The 20,606-nt window shown below is 73.1% G+C and carries 21 protein-coding genes; 13 read left to right on the forward strand and 8 right to left on the reverse strand.

Going from position 1 to position 20,606, the window contains the following annotated elements:
• The first annotated feature begins 31 nt into the window (after positions 1-31).
• From ABII15_RS34000 to ABII15_RS34010, 3 genes are read left to right on the forward strand one after another with little or no spacing between them, the layout of a single operon-like run.
• On the forward strand, positions 32-1,114 hold the full coding sequence (locus ABII15_RS34000) for an LLM class flavin-dependent oxidoreductase (protein WP_353947287.1): 1,083 nt from the start codon (positions 32-34) through the stop codon (positions 1,112-1,114).
• Positions 1,111-1,872 (forward strand): alpha/beta hydrolase, encoded by a 762-nt coding sequence (locus tag ABII15_RS34005; protein ID WP_353946115.1) that lies wholly within the window; start codon positions 1,111-1,113, stop codon positions 1,870-1,872. The genes ABII15_RS34000 and ABII15_RS34005 overlap by 4 nt, the downstream gene beginning before the upstream one ends.
• Before the next feature lie 26 nt (positions 1,873-1,898).
• The gene (locus tag ABII15_RS34010; RefSeq protein ID WP_353946116.1) at positions 1,899-2,420 is read left to right on the forward strand and encodes a flavin reductase family protein; all 522 of its coding nucleotides are present in this window, start codon (positions 1,899-1,901) and stop codon (positions 2,418-2,420) included.
• Between the two features lie 46 nt (positions 2,421-2,466).
• Here ABII15_RS34010 and ABII15_RS34015 read toward each other — a convergent pair whose 3' ends face one another.
• The gene (locus tag ABII15_RS34015; protein ID WP_353946117.1) at positions 2,467-2,904 is read right to left on the reverse strand and encodes a hypothetical protein; all 438 of its coding nucleotides are present in this window, start codon (positions 2,902-2,904) and stop codon (positions 2,467-2,469) included.
• A 126-nt stretch (positions 2,905-3,030) separates the two neighbouring features.
• Positions 3,031-3,549 carry a nuclear transport factor 2 family protein gene (locus ABII15_RS34020; RefSeq protein ID WP_353946118.1) on the reverse strand — a complete coding sequence of 173 codons (519 nt, stop codon included), beginning with the start codon at positions 3,547-3,549 and terminating at the stop codon, positions 3,031-3,033.
• A gap of 94 nt (positions 3,550-3,643) precedes the next feature.
• Between ABII15_RS34020 and ABII15_RS34025 the strand changes: the two genes are divergently transcribed.
• The 3 genes from ABII15_RS34025 (at position 3,644) to ABII15_RS34035 (ending at position 7,083) form a co-directional block, all read left to right on the forward strand.
• Complete coding sequence (locus ABII15_RS34025; protein WP_353946119.1) at positions 3,644-4,123, forward strand: MarR family transcriptional regulator; 480 nt, start codon at positions 3,644-3,646, stop codon at positions 4,121-4,123.
• Positions 4,124-4,307: 184 nt separating this feature from the next.
• A complete protein-coding gene (locus ABII15_RS34030) occupies positions 4,308-5,537 on the forward strand; it encodes an ROK family protein (protein ID WP_353946120.1) in 1,230 nt (409 codons plus the stop codon).
• Positions 5,538-5,610: 73 nt separating this feature from the next.
• Positions 5,611-7,083, forward strand: a complete 1,473-nt coding sequence (locus ABII15_RS34035) for a sulfatase-like hydrolase/transferase (RefSeq protein ID WP_353947288.1) — start codon at positions 5,611-5,613, stop codon at positions 7,081-7,083.
• A gap of 64 nt (positions 7,084-7,147) precedes the next feature.
• Here ABII15_RS34035 and ABII15_RS34040 read toward each other — a convergent pair whose 3' ends face one another.
• On the reverse strand, positions 7,148-8,470 hold the full coding sequence (locus tag ABII15_RS34040; RefSeq protein ID WP_353946121.1) for a family 43 glycosylhydrolase: 1,323 nt from the start codon (positions 8,468-8,470) through the stop codon (positions 7,148-7,150).
• Between the two features lie 381 nt (positions 8,471-8,851).
• On the opposite strand from ABII15_RS34040, the gene ABII15_RS34045 reads away from it, so the two are divergent.
• The 5 genes from ABII15_RS34045 to ABII15_RS34065 all read left to right on the forward strand — a co-directional run bounded on the left by ABII15_RS34045 (position 8,852) and on the right by ABII15_RS34065 (position 13,165).
• On the forward strand, positions 8,852-10,102 hold the full coding sequence (locus ABII15_RS34045; protein WP_353947289.1) for an ROK family transcriptional regulator: 1,251 nt from the start codon (positions 8,852-8,854) through the stop codon (positions 10,100-10,102).
• 19 nt (positions 10,103-10,121) lie between these two features.
• Entirely contained in the window at positions 10,122-10,934 is an 813-nt protein-coding gene (locus tag ABII15_RS34050) for an ABC transporter permease (protein ID WP_353946122.1), read from the forward strand.
• The gene (locus ABII15_RS34055; protein ID WP_353946123.1) at positions 10,931-11,710 is read left to right on the forward strand and encodes an ABC transporter ATP-binding protein; all 780 of its coding nucleotides are present in this window, start codon (positions 10,931-10,933) and stop codon (positions 11,708-11,710) included. Before ABII15_RS34050 ends, ABII15_RS34055 begins: the two co-directional genes overlap by 4 nt.
• Before the next feature lie 61 nt (positions 11,711-11,771).
• The gene (locus ABII15_RS34060; RefSeq protein WP_353946124.1) at positions 11,772-12,755 is read left to right on the forward strand and encodes an aliphatic sulfonate ABC transporter substrate-binding protein; all 984 of its coding nucleotides are present in this window, start codon (positions 11,772-11,774) and stop codon (positions 12,753-12,755) included.
• A gap of 26 nt (positions 12,756-12,781) precedes the next feature.
• On the forward strand, positions 12,782-13,165 hold the full coding sequence (locus ABII15_RS34065) for an SRPBCC family protein (protein WP_353946125.1): 384 nt from the start codon (positions 12,782-12,784) through the stop codon (positions 13,163-13,165).
• Positions 13,166-13,189: 24 nt separating this feature from the next.
• Here the strand turns inward: ABII15_RS34065 and ABII15_RS34070 are convergent, their stop codons facing one another.
• A complete protein-coding gene (locus ABII15_RS34070) occupies positions 13,190-14,071 on the reverse strand; it encodes an oxygenase MpaB family protein (protein ID WP_353946126.1) in 882 nt (293 codons plus the stop codon).
• Between ABII15_RS34070 and ABII15_RS34075 the strand changes: the two genes are divergently transcribed.
• Positions 14,070-14,372: a DUF6480 family protein gene (locus tag ABII15_RS34075; protein ID WP_353946127.1), complete on the forward strand. Its 303-nt coding sequence runs from the start codon at positions 14,070-14,072 to the stop codon at positions 14,370-14,372. The two genes, ABII15_RS34070 and ABII15_RS34075, sit on opposite strands and share 2 nt — an antisense overlap.
• A 13-nt stretch (positions 14,373-14,385) precedes the next feature.
• On the opposite strand, the gene ABII15_RS34080 is transcribed toward ABII15_RS34075, so the two are convergent.
• From ABII15_RS34080 to ABII15_RS34095, 4 genes are read right to left on the reverse strand one after another with little or no spacing between them, the layout of a single operon-like run.
• On the reverse strand, positions 14,386-15,399 hold the full coding sequence (locus ABII15_RS34080; RefSeq protein WP_353946128.1) for a DUF5914 domain-containing protein: 1,014 nt from the start codon (positions 15,397-15,399) through the stop codon (positions 14,386-14,388).
• Complete coding sequence (locus tag ABII15_RS34085; RefSeq protein ID WP_353946129.1) at positions 15,396-16,415, reverse strand: phytoene/squalene synthase family protein; 1,020 nt, start codon at positions 16,413-16,415, stop codon at positions 15,396-15,398. The genes ABII15_RS34080 and ABII15_RS34085 overlap by 4 nt, the downstream gene beginning before the upstream one ends.
• Positions 16,412-17,950 (reverse strand): phytoene desaturase family protein, encoded by a 1,539-nt coding sequence (gene crtI / locus ABII15_RS34090; RefSeq protein WP_353946130.1) that lies wholly within the window; start codon positions 17,948-17,950, stop codon positions 16,412-16,414. The genes ABII15_RS34085 and crtI overlap by 4 nt, the downstream gene beginning before the upstream one ends.
• Positions 17,947-19,182: a polyprenyl synthetase family protein gene (locus tag ABII15_RS34095; RefSeq protein ID WP_353946131.1), complete on the reverse strand. Its 1,236-nt coding sequence runs from the start codon at positions 19,180-19,182 to the stop codon at positions 17,947-17,949. The genes crtI and ABII15_RS34095 overlap by 4 nt, the downstream gene beginning before the upstream one ends.
• A 211-nt stretch (positions 19,183-19,393) precedes the next feature.
• On the opposite strand from ABII15_RS34095, the gene ABII15_RS34100 reads away from it, so the two are divergent.
• A complete protein-coding gene (locus ABII15_RS34100) occupies positions 19,394-20,584 on the forward strand; it encodes a lycopene cyclase family protein (RefSeq protein WP_353946132.1) in 1,191 nt (396 codons plus the stop codon).
• The last annotated feature ends 22 nt before the right edge of the window (positions 20,585-20,606 follow it).

The raw sequence follows: 20,606 nt of genomic DNA on the forward strand, positions 1-20,606 counted from the left end.
ACCCCCGGCCCGGACCGTCGAGTTCATCGGCATGATCGGCACCCAGGACGGCTCGGAGACCCGGCCGGCGAACGGCCCGGTGATCGACCCGCAGTACACCGCCCGGTTCGCCCGCGCCCACGAGGACGCCGGCTTCGACCGCATCCTCATCGGCTACAGCTCCACCCGGCCCGACGGCCCCCAGGTCGCCGCGTACGTCGCCGCCCGCACCGAGCGCCTCGGCCTGCTCATCGCCCACCGGCCCGGCGTCATCGCCCCGACGCTCGCCGCACGCAGCTTCGCCACCCTCGACCGATTCACCGAGGGACGCGTCGCAGTCCACACCATCACCGGCGGCAACGACGCCGAACAGCGGCGCGACGGCGACTACTTGGACAAGGACGAGCGCTACGACCGCACCGACGAATACCTGGGCATCCTCCGGCGCGCCTGGTCCGCCGACACGCCCTTCAGCCACCAGGGCCGCCACTACCGCTTCGAGGACTACACCCCCGGCGTGCTGCCGCACCGGGAGTCCGGCATCCCGCTCTACTTCGGCGGCTCCTCCGAGGCCGCCTACCGGGTGGGCGGCAAGCACGCCGACACCTTCGCGCTGTGGGGCGAGCCGCTCGCCGAGACCGCCCAGCAGATCGCCGCCGTCCGCGCCGCCGCCGAGGCCGCGGGCCGCACCGAACCCCCGGGCATCAGCGTCTCCTTCCGGCCCATCCTCGCCCCGACCGACGAACTCGCCTGGGAACGCGCCCACCGTATCCTCGACACCATCAAGGCCGGGCCGGGGCGCCCCTTCTTCCCCAACTCCGCTTCCGCGCCGCAGAACACCGGGTCCCAGCGCCTGCTCGCCGCCGCGGCCAAGGCCGACCTGCACGACCGCTGCCTGTGGACGCCGACCGCCACCGCCAGCGGCGCGGGCGGCAACACCACCGCCCTCGTCGGCACCCCCGAGACGGTGGCGCGGGCCCTGCTCGACTACATCGACATCGGCGCCACCACGATCCTCATCCGCGGGTACGACCCGCTCGACGACGCCATCGACTACGGACGGCATCTGCTGCCCCTCGTCCGCCAGGAACTCGCCCACCGCGCCGCCCTCAGCCCCGCAGGAAGCACCCGATGACCCACGTCGCCCCGGCCGCCACCGCGCACAGCTGGCGGCCGCCCGCACCGATCGCCCCGCGCGGCACCATCGTCGTCCTTCCCGGACGCGGCGAACACGGCCTGGTCTACGAGCGGTTCGGCCGCCGCATCTCCGCGGACGGGTACGTCGTGCACGCCCTGGACACCACGCCCGAGCAGGACTCCGCCGACATCCTCCTGGCGGTGACCGGGGTGCTCGGCGCGGCCCCCGCCGCCCCGGTCGTCCTCGTCGGCAGCGACACGGGCGCCCTCCAGGTACTGAACGCCGCGGCGCGGGCCGGGGACGAGGTGCCGCTCGCCGGACTCGTCCTGGCCGGGACGGCCCCGACGTCCGGCGGGGAGACGGCCCTGGACTGGGACGCGGAGCTGGCCGCGCGCACCTCCTGCCCGACCCACCGTCAGACACTTGCTGAGGACGCCGAGTTCGAGCGGGGACGGCTCGCCGACGCGATCCCCGCCCACCTCCTGCCCACGGAGGTCACCCCGGTCGTTCCCGTCCTGCTGCTGCACGGCGCCGCCGACCCGCTGACGCCCCTCGAAGAGGCTCGCGCACTGGCCCGCCGCCTTCCGTACGCCGACTTCGGGGTCGTGCGCGACGGCGTGCACGACGTCCTCAACGACGCCTCCCACCGCACGACCGCCGCCGCCGTCGTCCAGTGGCTGGAACGCCTGCGGGCCGACGACGACCTGCGCCCGATCCTCACCCTCGAACCCCTCGAACCGCGCGAACAGCACTGACCGCGACCGACCGAAAGGCGAGTGCCATGACCACCACGTCCCTCCAGCCCGTTCACCAGGCCGCGACCGCCGATGCCGTGGGAGCCGACGCGATCCTCCGTCGTACGCTCCGCCGGCACGCCTCCGGCATCACCGTGATCACGGTCCCCGGCCCCGCCGGGTTCACCGCGACGTCGTTCACGTCCGTCTCGCTCGACCCGGCCCTCGTCTCCTTCTGCCTCGGCGCCACCGCGTCGACGGCAGCGGCGGTGCGGCGGGCCGAGCGCTTCGCCGTTCACCTGCTGGGCGCGGAGAACACCGACCTGGCCCGGCAGTTCGCCCGCAGCGGCATCGACCGCTTCGAGGGCGTCCGGTACCGGAGGGAGGACGACGGCCTGCCCGTCCTGACCGACGCCCCGGCCTGGCTCACCGCCCGAGTCGTCTCCCTGCAGCGCCTCGGCGACCACTTCCTCGTCGTCGGCCAGGTCGACGCGGGCGATGTCCGGCAGGAGGCGCCGGGTCTCGTGCACCACGCGGGAGAGTTCGCGGAGGTCTCCCGGCTCACCTGAACCCGTACGGAACGGGTGATACGGGCGATACGGATACGGCCGCGGTTCAGGCGGCGTGCGGTTCGTCGTTCACGGTCGTCGGCACCGCGGGCGCCGGGGTGAGCGAGTGGTAGGCGGCGCGGGCGTGGGCCACGCGCGCCGCCGTGGTGCCGGCGAGGGTGGCGGCGAGCAGGCAGGTCAGCCAGAAGGTGTCGCGGTCCGCGGTCCAGCTGAGCACGCCCGTGGGCGGGATCGCGAAACCGTTGAGGAACAGCCAGCACAGCACCGCCGTGCCGGGCGCCGCCGTGAAGCGGGCGAAGAACCCCAGCATCGTCGCGAGCACGGACAGCACGGTGAGCGCGAGCAGCGGCCGGGTCCCCGCGACCGTGTTGAGGAGCACCACGAACAGCAGCGCGGTGGCGCAGGCGGCCGTCCACACCAGCGGCGTCGCCACGGGCCGGGGAACGGGGCGCTGCCCGGCCCTGAGGAACACCCACTTGATCACGTTCGTGCTTCCTTCCGGCTGCGGCGACGGACGGGCAGGCCGACGCGGACCACCGATGAGCTCGGGGCCGTACGGACTGCCGGGGCTGCCATTCTCCCACCCGTGCCGCACGGCCCGGCCCCCGAGTCACCCGGCCTGTGCCGCCGTCGCTGCCCTGCCCCGTGCCGTCGCCCGGGCCAGCGCCTCGGGGTCGGAGGCCCACAGGAGGGTGCCGCCGAGCCGGGTGATGCGCCAGCCGTCGGCGGTGCGGGCGGCCTCGACGCGGCACCGCTCACCCAGGGTGAGCGTCGGTGCCGGGACCGTCTCCGGCGTCCCCGCCGGGTCGTGGGCCACCAGGAAGATGAGCCGGTTGATGCCGATGGCGGCCCGGTCGCCGTCGATCTCGACGACCGGGTTGGTGTGCAGATGCTGGGTCGCGGCCCAGATCGACCGGCCGCGCGCCGCCTGCGCGGTGAGCGCGTCGATGCCGCGCGAGACCCCGCCCGGCGTCACCGCCTCGGCGTCCGGGGTGAAGAGCACCGCGGTCTCGTCGGCGGTGAAACGGCTCTCGTCCAGCCAGCGGTCCCAGCGGGCGAGCAGATCGATCAGAGCGGTGCGGTCGTCGGGCATGACGTCGGACAGAGTGTCGGACAGAGCGTCGGACATGGAGAACCCCTCTTTGCGTTAGCCGTACTAACGTTTGTGGCACTAACGAAAGTAGGTCGTTAGGGGCACTAACGCAAGGGGGTACGATCCGGCCATGCCCGCAGAGCGCCCGGAATCCCCGGAACCCCCAGAGTCCGCACCCCCGGTCCCCGCCCGCCTCGACGGTCTCCCCAGCAGGCTGCTCGGCCTCGCCGCCCTGCGCGCCGAGCGGGTGGTGGGGGAGCGGCTGGCCGGCGCCGACTCCCGGCGATGGCACTACGCGGTCCTTGCCGTCCTCGCCGAGAGCGGCCCCGCGAGCCAGGCCGAGCTCAGCCGCCGTACCCGCATCTACCGCAGCGACATGGTGGCCGTCCTCAACGAGCTGGCGGAGGGGCGGCACGTCGAGCGCGCCCCCGACCCCGGCGACCGCCGGCGCAACGTCGTCACCCTCACGCCCTCGGGCCGCCGCCACCTCGCACGCCTGGACGGGCTGATCACCGAGGCGCAGCAGGAACTCCTGGAGCCGCTGACGGAGACTCAACGCGCCCAGCTGATCCAGCTGTTGACGCGCCTCACCGGAGGAGGGCATTCCTGACCGGCCCGGCGGCGTCGCCCTGCACCCCGGGGCGCTCGCCACCTACCGGTCGCTGCACGGCTGAGGGCCGCCCCACCGCTCAATAGCGTCAAGGGTGCGTCGTAATTCAGGACGGCCTGCCGCAGCCCGGAGAATTTATTTCAAGGTGTTGACGAAAATAAGGGGCCTGGGCAGCATGGGTCTCATGGCTGTGGTCAAGAACCCCACCGTGCTGCGCCAGTTGCGGTACGGGAACGTGGAGCGGGTCCTCGCAGTGCTGCGCAGGCAGGGGCCGAGCACCCGGGCCGACGTGGCCGGCGCCACCGGACTCTCCCGCACCACCCTCTCCGGCATCATCGGCCAACTCCTCACCGACGGCGTGCTGCTGGAGGAGCCCGCGCCCGCGGCGGGCGCACCGGCAGGGCGCGGCCGCCCCGTCCACCGGCTCGTCCTCAATCCGAACTCGGCGCAGGCCGCGGGCATCGAGGTGGGCCGTGAGCGCATCAAGGTCGTGATCGCCAACGCGGCGCACGAGATCACCGCCTTCGACGGCGTCCACTGCCCGCCGCGCACCAGCGTCCAGGAACAGGCCGCCGCCGCGCTCGGGCTGCTGCGCGACCTCGCCGCCCGGGAGGCCATCGACCTCACCGGGCTCGGCGGCGTCGGCATCGGCACCCCGGGCCCCGGCGAGACCACCGGCGGCGGCAGCGCCCCGGCCGAGGCGGGCCACGGCGTGCCCCGGCACCGCCAGGCGGTCGCCGACAGCTTCGCCGAGGCCCTCCAGGTCCCCGTACTCGCCGACAACAACACCCGGCTCGCGGCTCTCGGCGAGGCCATCTGGGGCGCCGCCCGAGGCGCGGGCGACGCCCTGCACGTGACCCTGTCGTACGGCGTCGGCGGCGGCCTCGTCGCGGGCGGCCGGCTGTTCCGCGGCGCGCAGGGCGCGGCCGGGGAGATCGGCCACATCAGCGTCGACCCGGCCGGGCCCCGCTGCTGGTGCGGAGGCCACGGCTGCATGGAACAGCTCGCGTCCGTACCCGCCCTGCTGCGGGCCGCCGGGCGACGCAGCTGGACACGGTTCGGCGAGGCGCTCGCCGCGGGGGAGGAGAAGGAGTGCGCCGCCGTGGAGCGCGCCGCGCACGCCGTGGGCCGGGCCCTCGCCGCCGCGTGCAGCACCGCCAACCCGCAGCGCGTGGTGCTCGGCGGCGAGGTCGCCGCCCTGGGCGGCGCCTTCCTCGGCCCGGTCGAGGCCGCCTTCCGCCGGTACACCCCCACCCGCGTGCACCGCGGCGTCCGTCTGGTGCCCGCCGCGCTCGCCGACCGGGCCGGACCGCTCGGCGCCCTCGCCCTCGTCTTCCACGAATCGCCGCTGCTCGCCGGCTACACCACGCCCGGCGCCGAGCCCTCCGAGCCCTCGGCGACCGAGGCCTCCTGACCGGCGCCCCGCCCGGGCGGCCCGCATCCGCACGACCCGCTACGACCCGAAAGGCCCCGCCGTGCGCCACAACATGCTCTTCCTGATGACCGATCAGCACCGGGTCGACACCCTCGGCGCCTACGGCAACCCGCACGTGCGCACCCCGAACCTCGACCGGCTCGCCGCCGAGGGCACGCGCTTCGACAGCGCCTACACGCCGACCGCGATCTGCACCCCGGCCCGCGCCAGCCTGCTCACCGGCGCCGCGCCCTTCCGGCACAAGCTGCTCGCCAACTACGAGCGCAACGTGGGCTATCTGGAGGATCTGGCCGACGACCAGTTCACCTTCGCCGGGCAACTGCGCGACGAGGGCTACAACCTGGGCCTGCTCGGCAAGTGGCACGGCGGTGTGCGGCGCACCGCGGCCGACTACGGGTTCGAGGGCCCGGACCTCGCGGGCTGGCACAACCCCGTCGACCACCCCGACTACCTGGACTACCTCAAGGAGAACGGCCTGCCCGAGTACGCCATCAGCGACCGGATGCGCGGCACCACGCCCAACGGCAGCCCGGGCAATCTGCTGGCCGCCCGCCTCCACCAGCCCGTCGAGGCGACCTTCGAGCACTACCTCGCCACCCGGACCATCGAGATGCTCCGGCGGTTCGCCGACGGGGAGCGCGGCGGCGACGGAGCCCCGTTCTTCCTGGCCACCCACTTCTTCGGCCCGCACCTGCCGTACATCGTCCCGGACGCCTACTTCGACCTGTACGACCCCGAGCTGGTGACCCTGCCCAAGTCCATGGGCGAGACCTTCGCGGGCAAACCGCCGGTGCAGAGCAACTACAGCAAGCTGTGGGCGTTCGACACGATGCCGATCGAGGACAGCCGCAAACTCATCGCCGTCTACTGGGGATACGTCACCCTCATCGACGAACAGATAGGCCGCATCCTGGACGCCGTAAGGGAGTTGGGGCTCGACGAGCGGACCGCGGTCTGCTTCACCGCCGACCACGGCGAGTTCACCGGCGCCCACCGGCTGCACGACAAGGGCCCGGCCATGTACGAGGACATCTACCGCATCCCGGGACTGCTGCGGGTGCCGGGGGCGGTGCCCGGACAGGTGCGCGACGAGTTCGTCTCCCTGACCGACTACACGGCGACGATCCTCGAACTCGCGGGCAGCGACCCGGCCCCCGCCGTCGACAGCCGCAGCCTGCTCCCGCTGGCCCGCGGCGAGCACCCGGAGTGGGACGGGCACCACGTGGCCGAGTACCACGGCCACCACTTCCCCTACCCGCAGCGCATGCTCCGCACCCGGCGGTACAAGCTGGTCGTCAACCCCGAGTCGCACAACGAGCTGTACGACCTGGAGAGCGACCCGGACGAACTCCTCAACCGCTACGAGCACTCCGAACTGCACTCCGTGCGTACGGAGTTGATGCACCGCTTGTACCACCTGCTGCGGGACCGCGGCGACAACTTCTACCACTGGATGACGCCGATGTACGACGTGCCGACCGACTACGACACGACCCTCTCGGCGTTCGAGACGGAGAAGGCCTGACGCGGACCGCCGTCGGCCCCGCACGGATGCGGGGCCGACGGCGGGCGGGTCACCGAGGCGGGGGTCAGTCCCGGCGCTTCACGTACAGGCGGTTGCCCTGCGGGCCGGTCCACTCCAGCCGGACGACGCCGGCGACCGCGCCATCACCCGTGCGGGAGGGATCGGACCAGTAACCGGCGGCCGGGTTGCGGAAGAAGGTGCCCCACAGGCCGCCGTGGTGATCCTTGAAGAAGTTGTTGTGCCCGGCGCCCACACCCGCCGTCCACCGCCGCGAGTAGGGGCCCTCCAGCCGGTCGGCGACGGCGACGACCGCGTCGTACTGGTACTGCGTGCGTCCGGCGGCCGCCGTGTCGTAGGCGTTCCGTGCCGACCCGTCGGCGGCGGTCGACGCCCGGTCCCACGCGGCCTGCAACAGGTAGTACTTGCCGCCGTGCTTGAACACGTAGGCGCCTTCGAGATAGGGCTCGGGCGTGTACGCGGTCTCCTGGAACGCCGGGAGGTTCGTCGGCGTGACGATGTCCTCCATGTCGGGGCGGAACCTGGCGTACAGGTGGTTGTGCAGCACCAGCCACGCGTCACGGCCCTCGGAGTAGAGGCTGCCGTCGATGTGGAAGTACGCGCCGGGCTCGATGAACGACGGCCCCCCGATGAAGGACTCGCCGAACGGCTTGTCGAGGTTGCCCTCGGCGAGCCGGTAGGGCCCGGCGACCCCGCCGTCGCTCACCAGCAGGAACGAGCCGACCTTCTTCGAATGGTCGCCCATGCACGCCACGAGGTACCACTTGCCGCGGAAGTGGTGCAGCTCGGGCGCCCACACCTCGCCCCGCTTGCCGAACCGGTCGTCGTACCAGTACTCCTGCCACGGCGCGACGACCGTGCGCCCGGGGCGGTTCTCGTCCACGAACTCGGGCGACCACACCTTGCCCCGCTCGGCGCCGGGCCGGAACCGGGTGGTGTCGGCGAGCTTCCACGGTCCGTGCAGGGACCGGGCCGTCCAGACGAAGAGGCCGTCGTTCCAGGGCTGGGCCGCCGGGAGGCCGGGCACCCGGGTGGTGCCGGTGGCGACGTAGAGCGGGCGGCCGTCGACGACGAAGCAGTTGACGTAGGTGTCGCGCATCCAGACGCGGCCCAACTCCTTGTCGCGCGGCCGCAGTTCGAGCGGCAGTACGAAGGAGTTGTCCTTTCGCGGCCACAGGTCCTCGCGGACGTCGGCGATGCCGTACAGCTCGGGCTGCGGCCAGTTCGACGGGTACCCGTGCCGTGCGGCGCCCGGCGACGGGAGCGCCTGGGCGGCGGCCGGCGGCAGCGCCACGGCTCCCATCGAGCCGGCCATGCCGGCCAGCAACGACCGTCGGCCCAGATGCGGCGCGTTCTCCGGTCTCGTCATCAGTCGCGTCTCCTTCGTCGTCCGGGGTGCGGGTGTCTGCGGGAGGTGGCTGCCGCCCAGCATCAAAGGCCCCGATGAATTTCGTCAAGAGGCCGGAAAATTAATCCCGGGAGCGGTCCGGAGGGTGCGCGGAGTGCCGGGACACGGGAAGTCTCGCCGTCAGGGCCGGTCCGGCACCACTCGCTCCCTCGCGTGTCACACGATCGTCATACGGGTCCCAGCGTGGCAATCGTGTTGCGGGAACATTGCGAGAGCGCCGGAGCCGACTCGTCGAGTCCATCATCGTTGCAGGTCAGCCCAGTTGGGGGCGGGAGGATCCGGGCTGCCGGACGGCGTTGACTTTTTCTGTCCGACTCATTGACGAAAATGACCGCTGCTCACATGCTGTCGGGCATGCACGAACACGACGGTCCGCTGACGCGGCTCCGACGCAGCCACGAGCACTCCGTCCTCGACCTGCTGCGCAAGCACGGCCCGCTGAGCCGCGCCGAGTTGGGCACCCGCAGCGGCCTGTCCCGCACCACGCTCTACGACATCGTCGCCGGGCTGGTCGGCAGCGGCGCGGTCGTCGCCAGCACCCCGCACGTCGAGGTGCGCAAGCGCGGCCGGCCCGTGGAGAAGCTCAGCCTCAACCCGGCGGCGGGGGAGGCCGTGGGCATCGACTTCGCGCGCCGGGCGGTGCATGTCGCGGCGGTCAACTTCGCGCACGAGGTGATCGGTTCGGCGAGCGAGCCGCACACCGCGGACCTGTCCTGGCCCGAGCGGGTCGACATCGCGGAGCGCCTCCTGGGCTCGCTGGCCACCGTCCCGTCCGACGACCCGGCACGCCCCGCGGGCGGCACGGGTGACGGCCCGGCCGCCGTCCACCTTGACGCGCTCAGCGCGATCGGCGTCGGCGTTGTCGGCCCGATCACCGACCCGGGCAGCGAGCGGGCCCACGCACAGGGCATCGACGGCCTCCCCGACCTGCTGCGCAAGAGATTCGGCGTGTCGGTGCTCCTCGACAACAACACCCGGCTCGCCGCCCTCGCCGAAGCCGTCTGGGGCGCGGCCGCCGACAGCAGCGACGTGCTCTACCTGCGGCTGTCGCACGGCGTCGGCGGCGGCCTGGTCGTCGGCGGCGCGCTGCACCGGGGCCGCTACGGCCTGTCCGGCGAGTTCGGGCATGTCGTCGTCGACCCCGTCGGCCGGCAGTGCGAATGCGGCGGCACCGGCTGTCTGGAGACCCGCGCCGCCCTCGACGCCGTCCTCAACCGCTACCGGGAGGCCGGCGGACGCGCCGGTGACCTGGCCGGCTTCCTCGCGGCCGCCGCCGCGGGCGAACCACCCGCGCTCCAGGTCCTGGAGCGGGTCGGACACGACGTCGGCAGCGTCCTCGCCGCCGTCTGCCACGCCGTCGGCCCCGGCGTCATCGTCGTCGGCGGCGAACTCGCCGAGGCGGGACCCGCCCTCCTCGAACCCGTCGAACGGTCACTGCGGCAGCACCTGATGCCGATGGCCCGCCATCACGTCGACGTCCGCCGCGCCACCCTCGGCGAGGCGGGCAGCGCGCTGGGCGGCATCGCCCTCGTTCTCCACGAATCCCCCCTCCTTTCCCACTACCCGCGGCCCGTCTCCGAGGAGAACGCGTGAAGCCACCAGTGAGGTACCCATGGCTGTGATCACCCCGGTGCGGAAGACCGCACCCGAAGAGCCCCGGCAGCGGCCCCGGCGCTCCCGGCGCCGCCCCCTGATCCTCAACGCCGTGGCGGTGGTGGCCGGAATCGCCCTGTGGGCCGTGGTGGCCGCCCTGGGCCTGGTCGACAATCTGCCCGCTCCCGTGGCGGTGGCCCGGAAGGCCGGCAGCATGATCGCCGACGGCACGCTGGGTACCGACATCGCCGCGAGCCTGCGCCGCGTCCTGATCGGCTACGCCCTCGGTGTCGTCGTGGCCGTGCCGGTCGGCTTCCTGATGGGCTGGTACCCGACGGCGCGCGCGCTCATCGAGCCGTACATCCAGTTCTTCCGCACCATCCCGCCGCTCGCGCTGATCCCGCTCGCGGTCGTGCTGCTCGGCATCGGCGAGGTCCCGAAGATCGCGGTGATCTTCCTCGCCTCGTTCATGTCGTGCGTCGTCTCGGCCTTCCAGGGCGTCGTCGACGTCGACCGGACGCTGATCAACGCGGCCCGGGTGCTCGGCGCGTCGGACCGCACCATCTTCGCCAAGGTCGTCGTCCCCGCCTCCACCCCGTTCATCCTCGTCGGCATGCGGATCGGCCTCGGCGCGTCCTGGGCCACCGTGGTCGCCGCCGAACTCATCGGCGCCCAGGAGGGGCTCGGCTACCGGATGCAGAAGGCGTCCACCTGGTTCGAAATGGACACGATCTTCGTGTCCCTCATCACGATCGGCGTGCTCGGGCTCGTCATGGACCGGCTCCTGCTGCTGGCCGAGCGACGCCTGACCGGCTGGCAGGAGCGACGATGAACAGCAAGATCAGCTTCCGCGACGTGGTGAAGACCTTCCCGCTGAAGGGCCAGACGTTCACCGCGCTGGGCGGAGTCGTCCTGGACATCGCGGACCAGGAGTTCGTCACCGTCGTCGGCCCCTCCGGCTGCGGCAAGTCCACCCTGATGAGCATGGCCGCCGGACTCCAGGAGCCCGACTCCGGAGCCGTCCTGGTCGACGGCACGCCCGTGTCGGGGCCCGGACCGGACCGCGGCGTGATCTTCCAGCAGTACGCGCTCTTCCCGTGGTTGACGGTGCGTCAGAACGTCGAGTTCGGGCTCAAGTTGGCCTCCGTGCCCGGACCGGAGCGCCGCCGCAAGGCCGAGCAGGCCATCGACCTCGTCGGCCTCGGCGACTTCGCCGACGCCCTCCCCAAGACCCTGTCCGGCGGCATGAAGCAGCGCTGCGCCATCGCCCGCGCCTACGCCGTCGACCCCCAAGTGCTGCTGATGGACGAGCCGTTCGGAGCGCTGGACGCGCTGACCCGCGTACAGCTCCAGGACCAGCTGCTGCGCACCTGGAGCCAGGAGAAGCGCACCGTGCTGTTCATCACCCACGACGTCGACGAGGCCGTCTACCTCGCAGGCCGGGTCGTCGTCATGGCCGCGCGGCCCGGCCGCGTCCACCGGATCATCGACGTCGACCTGCCCTATCCCCGTACCGAGGAGATCCGGCTCTCGCCCGAGTTCCGGCGCATCCGCAACGAGGTGTGGACCTCGGTCCACCACCAGGAAGCGCCGCCGCGGGCCGCCTGAACCCTCCCCTTCCCCCGCCCCTCCTTCGTTGCCGCGCACCGCCCCGAGAGGAACCTTCAGCATGCCCGGAAAGACCATCAGGCACGGCTATCTCGCCCTGCCCGCCGCGTTGTTGCTCGTCCTCCCGCTCAGCGCCTGCTCGGGCAGCGACTCCGGGGACGACGCCACCGTCCGCTTCGGCTACATCGGCGACTACAACGGCGCCAGCCTGCTGGCGATCGCCGAGAAGCGGGGCCTGTGGAAGAAGGAGGGCCTGACCGCCGAGGTGAAGGTGTTCACCAACGGCCCGGTGCAGATCCAGGCGCTCAACGCCGACAGCCTCGACTACGGCTACATCGGCCCCGGCGCGATGTGGCTGCCGGCCTCCGGCAAGTCCAAGGTGATCGCCATCGACACCCTCACCTACGCCGACCGCGTCATCGGCCGGCCCGGCATCACGTCCATGAAGGACCTGAAGGGCAAGAAGGTCGGCGTCCCCGAGGGCACCTCCGGCGACATGGTCCTCAACATCGCCCTGGAAGAGGCGGGCATGAGCGCGGGCGACATCGAGAAGGTCAACATGGACCCCTCGACGATCGTCTCCGCCTTCTCCTCGGGGAAGATCGACGGCGCGGGCTTCTTCTACCCGGCCATCGACACCATCAAGAAGAAGGTCCCCGGCCTGGAGGAGATAGCCAGCACCAAGGACACCGGCGACGCCTTCCCCACCGCCTTCGTCGCCGGCAACAAGGTGTCCGGGGACAAGACCACCAAGGTGATCAAGGTGCTCCAGCAGGCCAACGACTGGCGCAGCGCGCACCCCGACGAGACCATCGCGCTCACCGCCAAGATGCTCAAGGTCACCGAGGCCCAGGCCAAGGCGGACGCCTCGCACGTGCAGACGCTCTCCACGAAGGACCTGGTCGCCAAGACCAAGAACGGCGAGGTCGACTCCTGGCTGAAGAAGCTCGGCGACTTCTTCGTACGCAACAAGGAGCTGGACGAGAACACCGACCCCGGCAAGTACTACGACGGCGACCTCTACGCGAATACGTACGCCGACTAGCGGCCGGCCCGTGACAGGCTGGGCGGGTGCGACTGACGCTGAGTGAGCAGGGCGGCGCCGACGTGGACACGGTGTGGCAGCGCTACGCGCGGCCCGTCCTCTGGTCCGCCTGGGCCCCGCAGATCCGGTCCGTGGAGACGGAACCCGAACTGCGCGCCGGGATACGGGGAAAGGTGCGTCCCGTCGCCGGACCGGCGGTGCGGTTCGTCGTCACGGCGGTCGATCACGAGGCCCGCACCTGGAGCTGGCGCGTGCAGGCGGGACCGTTCCGCCTGCGCCTCGACCACGCGGTCGACCGGTGCGGGCCGTCGGGCACCGCGACACGGCTGACCGTCACCGGGCCCGCGCCCGTCGTCCTCGCCTACGCGCCCTTGGCCCGCCGTGCGCTGCGCCGACTGGTGCGTCGCTGAACCCGGGGCGGCGCCCCGCTGCCGTCATCCGTCCTTCTCCGTGCCGGGATCGTGCATCGCCCAGCGGATCAGGCCGGTGATCAGCCGCCCGGTGGGCCGCACCGCCCACCGCTCGGCCGGCTCCCAGCGCGGCAGCCGCAGCTCGTCGGCGGCCCAGCGGGGCAGCAGCGCGATCGCGTTGGACGCCAGAGCCGCGTAGAACGGCAGGGCCGGAACCGGGAGCGGCGGACGGAGCAGCAAGTAGCGGGCGGTGTCGAGCGCTTCGGGCGTGGCGCGCAGCTCGGGGCGGTAGGCCGTGAACCGCTCGCGCAGCTCGGCCACGGTCCGCGGGGGCCGCGCCACACCGAGCGCCTCGGCGACGCGGGCGGTCTGCGCCACGTACTGATCGCATTCGTTCCTCGTCAGGCGAGCGGTGGCGAAGCGCTGGTGGGCGCGGAGGAAGGAGTCGATCTCGGCGATGTGGACCCATTCCAGCAGGTGCGGGTCCGAGGCGCGGTAGGCGACACCGTCGTCGGTCACTCCCTGGATGCGGGCGTGGACGGCGTTCAGCCGGTCGCAGGCCGACTGGGCGCTGTCCGCGGTGCCGTAGGTCGTCGTGGCCAGAAACGTGCTCGTGCGGTGCAGCCGGCCCCACGGGTCGCCGCGATAGCCGGAGTGCGCCGCGACGGCCGCCATCGCGGAGGGATGCAGCGTCTGCACGAGCAGCGCGCTGAGCCCGCCGACGAACATGGCGCTGTCCGCGTGGACCCGGCGGATCGGGCTGCCCTCCGGGAACCAGCGGGGGCCGGGAGTCTCGTGGATGGCCTCGCGGTTGCGCGGCCCCTCCGGCCCCGCGACCCGCGCGAACAGCACCTTCCCGGCCCGCAGCCGCAGCGGCTCGACGACCCGGGTGGCAACGACGGCCATGGCGACACCTCCTGCTCCTCTTTACCTCCTGCCCCTCTTTCGCTTGGACTGTCGGGGCGGATGCGGCGCCGGTCCGGTTCCTCGGCATGCGGATCCCGAGCATCGGGAGGACCGTGGAGACATGACCCACTCACTCGTCCCGCCGTCGGAGACACCGCCGGCGGAAGGATCCATCGCCGAGGCCCACCAGGAACGGGCCGACGGCGGGATCTGGGAGCACCCCTACTGGTGGGTGCTGCTCATCCTCGTCGGCTCCGTGCTGGTGGCGGGCTTCTTCGTGGCACGCCTGTGGGGCCTGTGACCCGCTCGGAACCTCAGTAGGGCAGCCCGGCCCGGGTGCGCAGTGTCCAGCGGCGTTCCGCGTAGGCCAGGTCGTCGCGCCACAGGCGCTTCGCCGCGGCCCGCATCAGCGGGCGCAGCGCGAAGGAGGCGTGGCGCGCCGCGGTGAAGCCGGGCCGCTCGGACGTGGCGATCACCGCCTCCACCACCGCGGTCCGCGGCGCCGGGTGGCCCGCCGGGGTCAGCGGGGTCGCGTGCGTCTCCACCACCGAGTCGCGCCCCTCGCCGTCCGTGATGTGCATGACCACCGTGCGCGGCTCCGGCGCGGTGAAGACGGCGCGGACGGGCACGACGAGCCGCGAGGTGAGCCGGAAGGACACGTCCACGGCGAACCCGTCGTCCTCCGGCTCCGCGCCGTCACCGGACGGACTGTCGACGACCCGCAGGTCGACGAACGAGTACGGGTGGAACCACGCGCCGTGCCACGGGTCGAGGCGGTTGGCGACGATGTCCTCCGGCTCGCACCGGCCGAAACCGGTGTAGACGGCGGCGACGGAGCGGGCCGGATCCGGACGCGGCGGGATCACCGGCCGCTCCAGCGGCTGTTCACCGCCCGCGCCGTCCAGCCGGACCCAGATCAGGACGCCGTCGTCGTGGACGGGCAGGGTCCGCCAGCCCGCCGTGCCCTGCGCGCCGAGCGCGAGCCCGTGCCAGTGGCAGACGAGCGTCCCGCACCGCAGCGGGCTGTCCTTGAGCGGCGCGCCCAGATGGGGGCAGGCGCCCGGCCCCGCGACCAGTGCGCCGTCGGCGTCGCGCCAGACGACCAGCTCACGGCCGGCCACGGTGCGCCCCAGCGGCGCGCCGGACGGTACGTCGCCGGTGGCGCCGACGACGTACCAGTTGCCCGACGGCCGGGCCTGGGACCGCTTCAGGGCGCTCTCGATCACGGCGGGCCGCGCCTGGCGCCAGGTGGGTTCCTGCTGCTCCCACGCCGGCGGGTTCTTGCGGAAGGTCAGCGGGATCCGATCCGTCCAGGGCCGCTTGCTCATGCCGCCTCCTTGTCCACGAGCGGGGCGCGCCCCGCCCCCGCGGGGGAAGGGTGCACATGCGGCAGTGTCGCCGAGGGCGTGGACCGATGCCGGATCCGGGCGTGCGCGATGCGGACGAGCCCGTCGAGGGCGACGACCGCGCGGCGGCGCCGGGGCACCACGGCCCGGCGGTGCAGCACGCTGTACCGGTCGTCGGCGACGGCGTCGAGAATGCCCGCGTACAGCACGAAGGCGCTGCGGATGCAGGGCCGCGACACCGGATCGAGCAGGCCGATGCCGGGCACCGCCTCCCGGTAGACGTCCCGGGTGAGCGCCTCGAACGCCTTCAGCGCCCGCGTGATGCGCTCGTCCCGGCAGCCGGTGTCCCGGCTCCACCGCAGCAGCTCCCGGTCGACGCCGTGCGCGGCCAGCAGGTCCGCGGGCAGGTAGACGCGCCCCCGGTCGAGGTCCTCGCCCACGTCGCGCAGGAAGTTGGTGAGCTGGAAGGCCACCCCGAGGGCGGCGGCGTGCGGCTCCGCCTCGGCGCGCGGCACCGTGGTCCCCAGCACGGGGAGCATCTGCAGTCCGATCACCGCCGCCGAACCGTGCATGTAGCGGCGCAGATCCGCGTAGCCGGGATAGTCCGTCACCGTCAGGTCGTCGCGCATCGCCGTCATGAAGTCCTGGAAGTGCGCGGGTTCGATCGCGTACCGGTGCGCGGTGTCGACGAGCGCCCGGACGACGGGCTCGTCGCTGTGTCCCGTGGTCAGCCCGTGCCGGAGCTCCGCCGACAGCCGGTCGAGCGCCGCGCCGCGCTCCCGCACGGTGGTCTCGCCGCCGTGGCAGTCGACGATGTCGTCGGCCCAGCGGGCGAAGCCGTACAGGGCGTGCACGGCGGGCCGCCGATGGGCGGGCAGCAGCCGGGTGGCCAGGAAGTAGGTCTTTCCGTGGCGGGCGTTGAGGTCGCGGCACCGGGTGTAGGCACCGCGCAGCGCGGGGTCGGTGATGCCCGCGGCATCGAGTTCTCGCGCGGTCACAGGTGTGCCCCTCCAAGGGTGTCGTGCGGGGAGCGGGATCGGGTCGTCCCGCCCGTGCGGGAGCCCGTGATCCGCGCGGCCGCGAGCTTTCCGGACAGCAGCACCGTGGGAACGCCGACACCCGGTGTCGTCCCGCACCCCGCCAGCACCGCGTTCTGCGTGCCGCGCACGAGGTTGCGGGGCCGGAACGGTCCGGTCTGGGCGAAGGTGTGCGCGGCCGAGAACGGTGTGCCGGCGGCGTGCTCCTGGGCGTGCCAGTCGGCCGGGGTGACGAAGCACTGCTCGTCGATGGCGTCGCCGATGCCGTCCAGACCGCGCCGCTCCAGCTCGGTCAGCAGCTCGGTGCGGTAGCGGGGCGCCAGGTCGCCCCACTGGGCGGGGCTCGGACCGATGTCGGTGTTCGGACAGGGCGCCAGGATGTAGTGCAGATGCTTCCCGGGCGGGGCCAGCCCCGGATCGGTCGCGGTGGGCCGGGTGATGAGCAGCGACGGATCGCTCATCAGGCTGCCGCGCCGCGTCAGTTCGTCGAACGTCTCGTGCCAGGCACCCCCGAACGAAATGGTGTGGTGCGCCAGTTGGGGCCAGGTGCGATCGGTCCCGGCGTGCAGGATCACCGCCGAGGGAGCGTGCCGCAGGGCCACCGACCGGCGCGGGGCGCGGCCCAGCAGCCGGTAGACGACCGGCAGATCGGGGGTCAGGACGACGGCGTCGCACGGGATCCGCTCGGTGTCGGTCACCACGGCGGTAATCCGGTCGCCCGAGCGCTCCAGGCTGCGCACCGTCGTGCCGAACCGCAGCTCGGCGCCGGCCGCTCGGGCGGCGTCCGCCATCGCCCGGGGCAGCGCGTGCATGCCGCCGCGCGGGAAGTACACGCCGGCGACGGTGTCCATGTAGGCGATGACGGCGTACGCGGCCAGCGCGCGGGCCGGCGGGACACCCGCGTACAGCGACTGGAAGGAGAAGACGCGGCGCAGCCGTTCGTCCTTGATGAACCGGCCGATCCGGGCGTCCATCCGGCCGAAGCCGCCGAGCGCGGCGAGGCGGGCCAGGTCGGGGGTGAGCAGTTGCAGCGGCGAGTCGAAGTTCGTGTCGATGAAGTGCTTCATCTGCGCCCGGTACAGGCGCTCCAGCCAGTGCCGCAGCCGCACATACCCGGCGGCCGCGTCCGGCCCGGCGAACTCCTCGACGGCCTGCTCCATGGCCTGCGCGTCGGTGTGGACGTCGAGGGAGCTGCCGTCGGCGAACTGCGCCCGGTAGGCGGGGTGCAGCGGGATGAGGTCCACCCGGTCCCGCAGGCGTTCCCCCACGGCGGAGAACGCCTCGTCGGCCAGGTGCGGCATCGTCAGGACCGTCGGGCCCGTGTCGATCCGGTAGCCCCGCCGGGTCAGCAGGCCCGCCCTGCCGCCGGGCCCGTCGTCCCGTTCGACGAGCGTGACCTGGCGTCCCGCGCCCAGCAGATGGAGGGCGGCCGCCAGGCCGGACAGGCCCGCGCCCACCACGACCACATGATCCGTCCTGCCGCGTACGGTCCTCATCGAGTCGCTCCTTCGACCACGCCGGCCGGCCGCAGCGGCGCCGTGGAGGTTCCCGCCACCTGCCGCAGCAGCAGACGCAGCCGGGCATGGGCCACGGGGTCGATCGACGCGCCGTCCAGATGACGTGCGCTCTGCGCGACCAGACGGCGGATCCGCTCCTCGACGAGCCGACGGGCGCCGGTACGTTCGAGGACGTACCGCAGATCGTCGAGATCGCCGTCGTCGAGCACCTGCCGCCCCGGCCGGGCGAGGATCGCCAGGGCGCGGTGGTCGCCGTCCCGTTCGGCACGGGCGTGGGCGAGGGCGAGCAGGTACGTGGGTTTGCCGGTCCGGAGATCACCGGCCGCCGGCTTGTCCCGCCGGACCGGATCGCCGAACGCGTCGTCGAGGTCGTCGCGCAACTGGAAGGCGAGCCCCGCGCCACGGCCCGCCGCACACAGGGCGTGCAGCGTCGCGTCGTCCGCGCGGCCGATGAGCGCGCCCAGTTGCAGGGGGCGTTCCACCGTGTAGAGCGCGGTCTTCAGGGAGGCGGCGTCGAGGGCCTGCCGGGGCGACCTGTTCCGGGTGTGCTCACCCTGGACGTCCAGGTACTGCCCGGCGACCATCTCGAGGCGCATCTGCGACCACGTCTCGCGCAGCCGCCGCGCCTGTGGGCCCGTCAGATCGACGTCCGCCGCCTCGTCGTCGGCCCAGGCCAGCGCGAGATCGCCGGCGAGGACCGCCGCCGATTCACCGAACCGGGTCCCGTCCGCGCCCGCCCGGGAGCGGTACTGCGCGGTGAAGTCGACGTGCAGGGCGGGCCGGCCGCGGCGCGTCGGGGCCTGGTCCATGACGTCGTCGTGCACGAGGGCGCAGGTCTGTATCAGCTCCAGCGCCGCGCTGAGCTGGAGGGCGGCCTCGATCTGCGCGTCGTCGGGGAGACCGCAGGCGCGCAGTCCCCACCACAGGAACTGCGGGCGGATGCGCCGCCCGCCACCGAGGGTGAACCGCGCGACGCGCTCGGCGACATCGGCGCCGAACGTCGTGTCGACCGCGGTGGCCCGGGCGACACGCCGGGTCAGCAGCCGGGTCAGCCGCTCGTGGACCGTACGGGGAAGATCGGCATCGATCCGACGCACCCGCACGGACCGGGACGGGAGGACGCCACGCGCGGCGCCGGAGGCGTTCCGACGCGGCGTCCCGCCGTGGGGCACCATCGCCGTGGCGACGCCCAGAGCCTGATCGGGGGGCATGTCAGCTCCTTAGGGATGCCGGTGACCGGGGAGAGTATGTAGGGCATTCCCCGCCGCACGCGTGATCGGATGCGGTGGATTGCGGCAACCGGAGCAACATCGTTCACGCGTTCGTTCGCGCGGGGTGTCCGCGAGAACGGCGTACACCGGCGCATCCACGGCCGGGCCGACGGCAGAAGGGTGTCCGGAGCGGAGTGACCCGACACAGGAGGTGGGCGTGCGGACGGACGTGGTGATCATCGGCGCGGGTGCCGCCGGACTGTCGCTGGCGGAGCGGCTGTGCACGGCGACGGGGCGCGCACCGGCCGTCCGGCTCGTCGACGCGCCCGCGGGACCGCTGCGGCCCCCGCCGCGCACCTGGTGCTTCTGGGAGCGCGGACCCGGCCGCTACGACGACGCCGTCACCGCGTCCTGGAACCGCATCCGGGTCCGTGGCACCGACGGCCGCCTGGTCGACGCCGGGACCGGAGCGCTGCGCTACAAGATGATCCGCTCCACCGACTTCGAGGCGACGCTCGCGCCCCGCCTCGCCGCCCACGCCTCGCTCACCCGCACCGAGGGCACCGTGGAGACCGTCGAGGAGGACGCCGACGGCGCACGTGTCGTCGTGCGCACCGCCGACGGCCGGCGCGAGAGCCTCCCGGCCCGCTGGGTGTTCGACTCGCGGCCGCTCGGCAGCCTGCCGCCGGCCCGCACGACCCTGCTCCAGCACTTCCGCGGCTGGTTCGTCCGCACCGACCGGCCCGCCTTCGACCCGCACGCCGTCGACCTGATGGACTTCCGCACCCCCCAGCCGGACCGGGGCCTGGCCTTCACCTACGTCCTGCCGACCGGAGAACGGACCGCGCTCGTCGAGTACACGCAGTTCTCGCCGGCCGTCCTGCCCACCGGGGAGTACGACACCGCCCTGCGGGCCTACCTGCACGACGTGCTCGGCCTCGGCGACGTCCGCGTCGAGGCCCGCGAGGAAGGGGTCATCCCCATGACCGACGCCCGCTTCGCCCGCCGGGTCGGCCGGAGCACCTTCAGGATCGGCGCGGCCGGCGGCGCCACCCGCCCCGCGACCGGCTACACCTTCGCCACCATTCAGCGCCAGACCGCCGCGATCGCCACGGCCCTGCTCGCCGGACGCGACCCGGCACCGCCGCCCCCGCACTCCAAGCGGTCGATGGCCATGGACGCGGTCCTGCTGCACGGCCTGGACAGCGGCCGCATCGACGGAGCGGCCTTCTTCACCCGCCTCTTCTCACGGGTGCCCATGGAGCGCCTGCTGCGCTTCCTCGACGGCGACACCGCCCTGCACGAAGACCTCTCGATCGGACTCAACAGCCCGGTCGTGCCCCTGCTGCGCAGCGCGGTGGAACTGCCCGCCCGCCCGCTGCGGCCCGCCCCCACACCCTGACCGCCCGGGCCCGGAGGAGAAC

Source organism: Streptomyces sp. HUAS MG91, from assembly GCF_040529335.1.
GTDB classification, from domain to species: Bacteria; Actinomycetota; Actinomycetes; order Streptomycetales; family Streptomycetaceae; genus Streptomyces; species Streptomyces tabacisoli.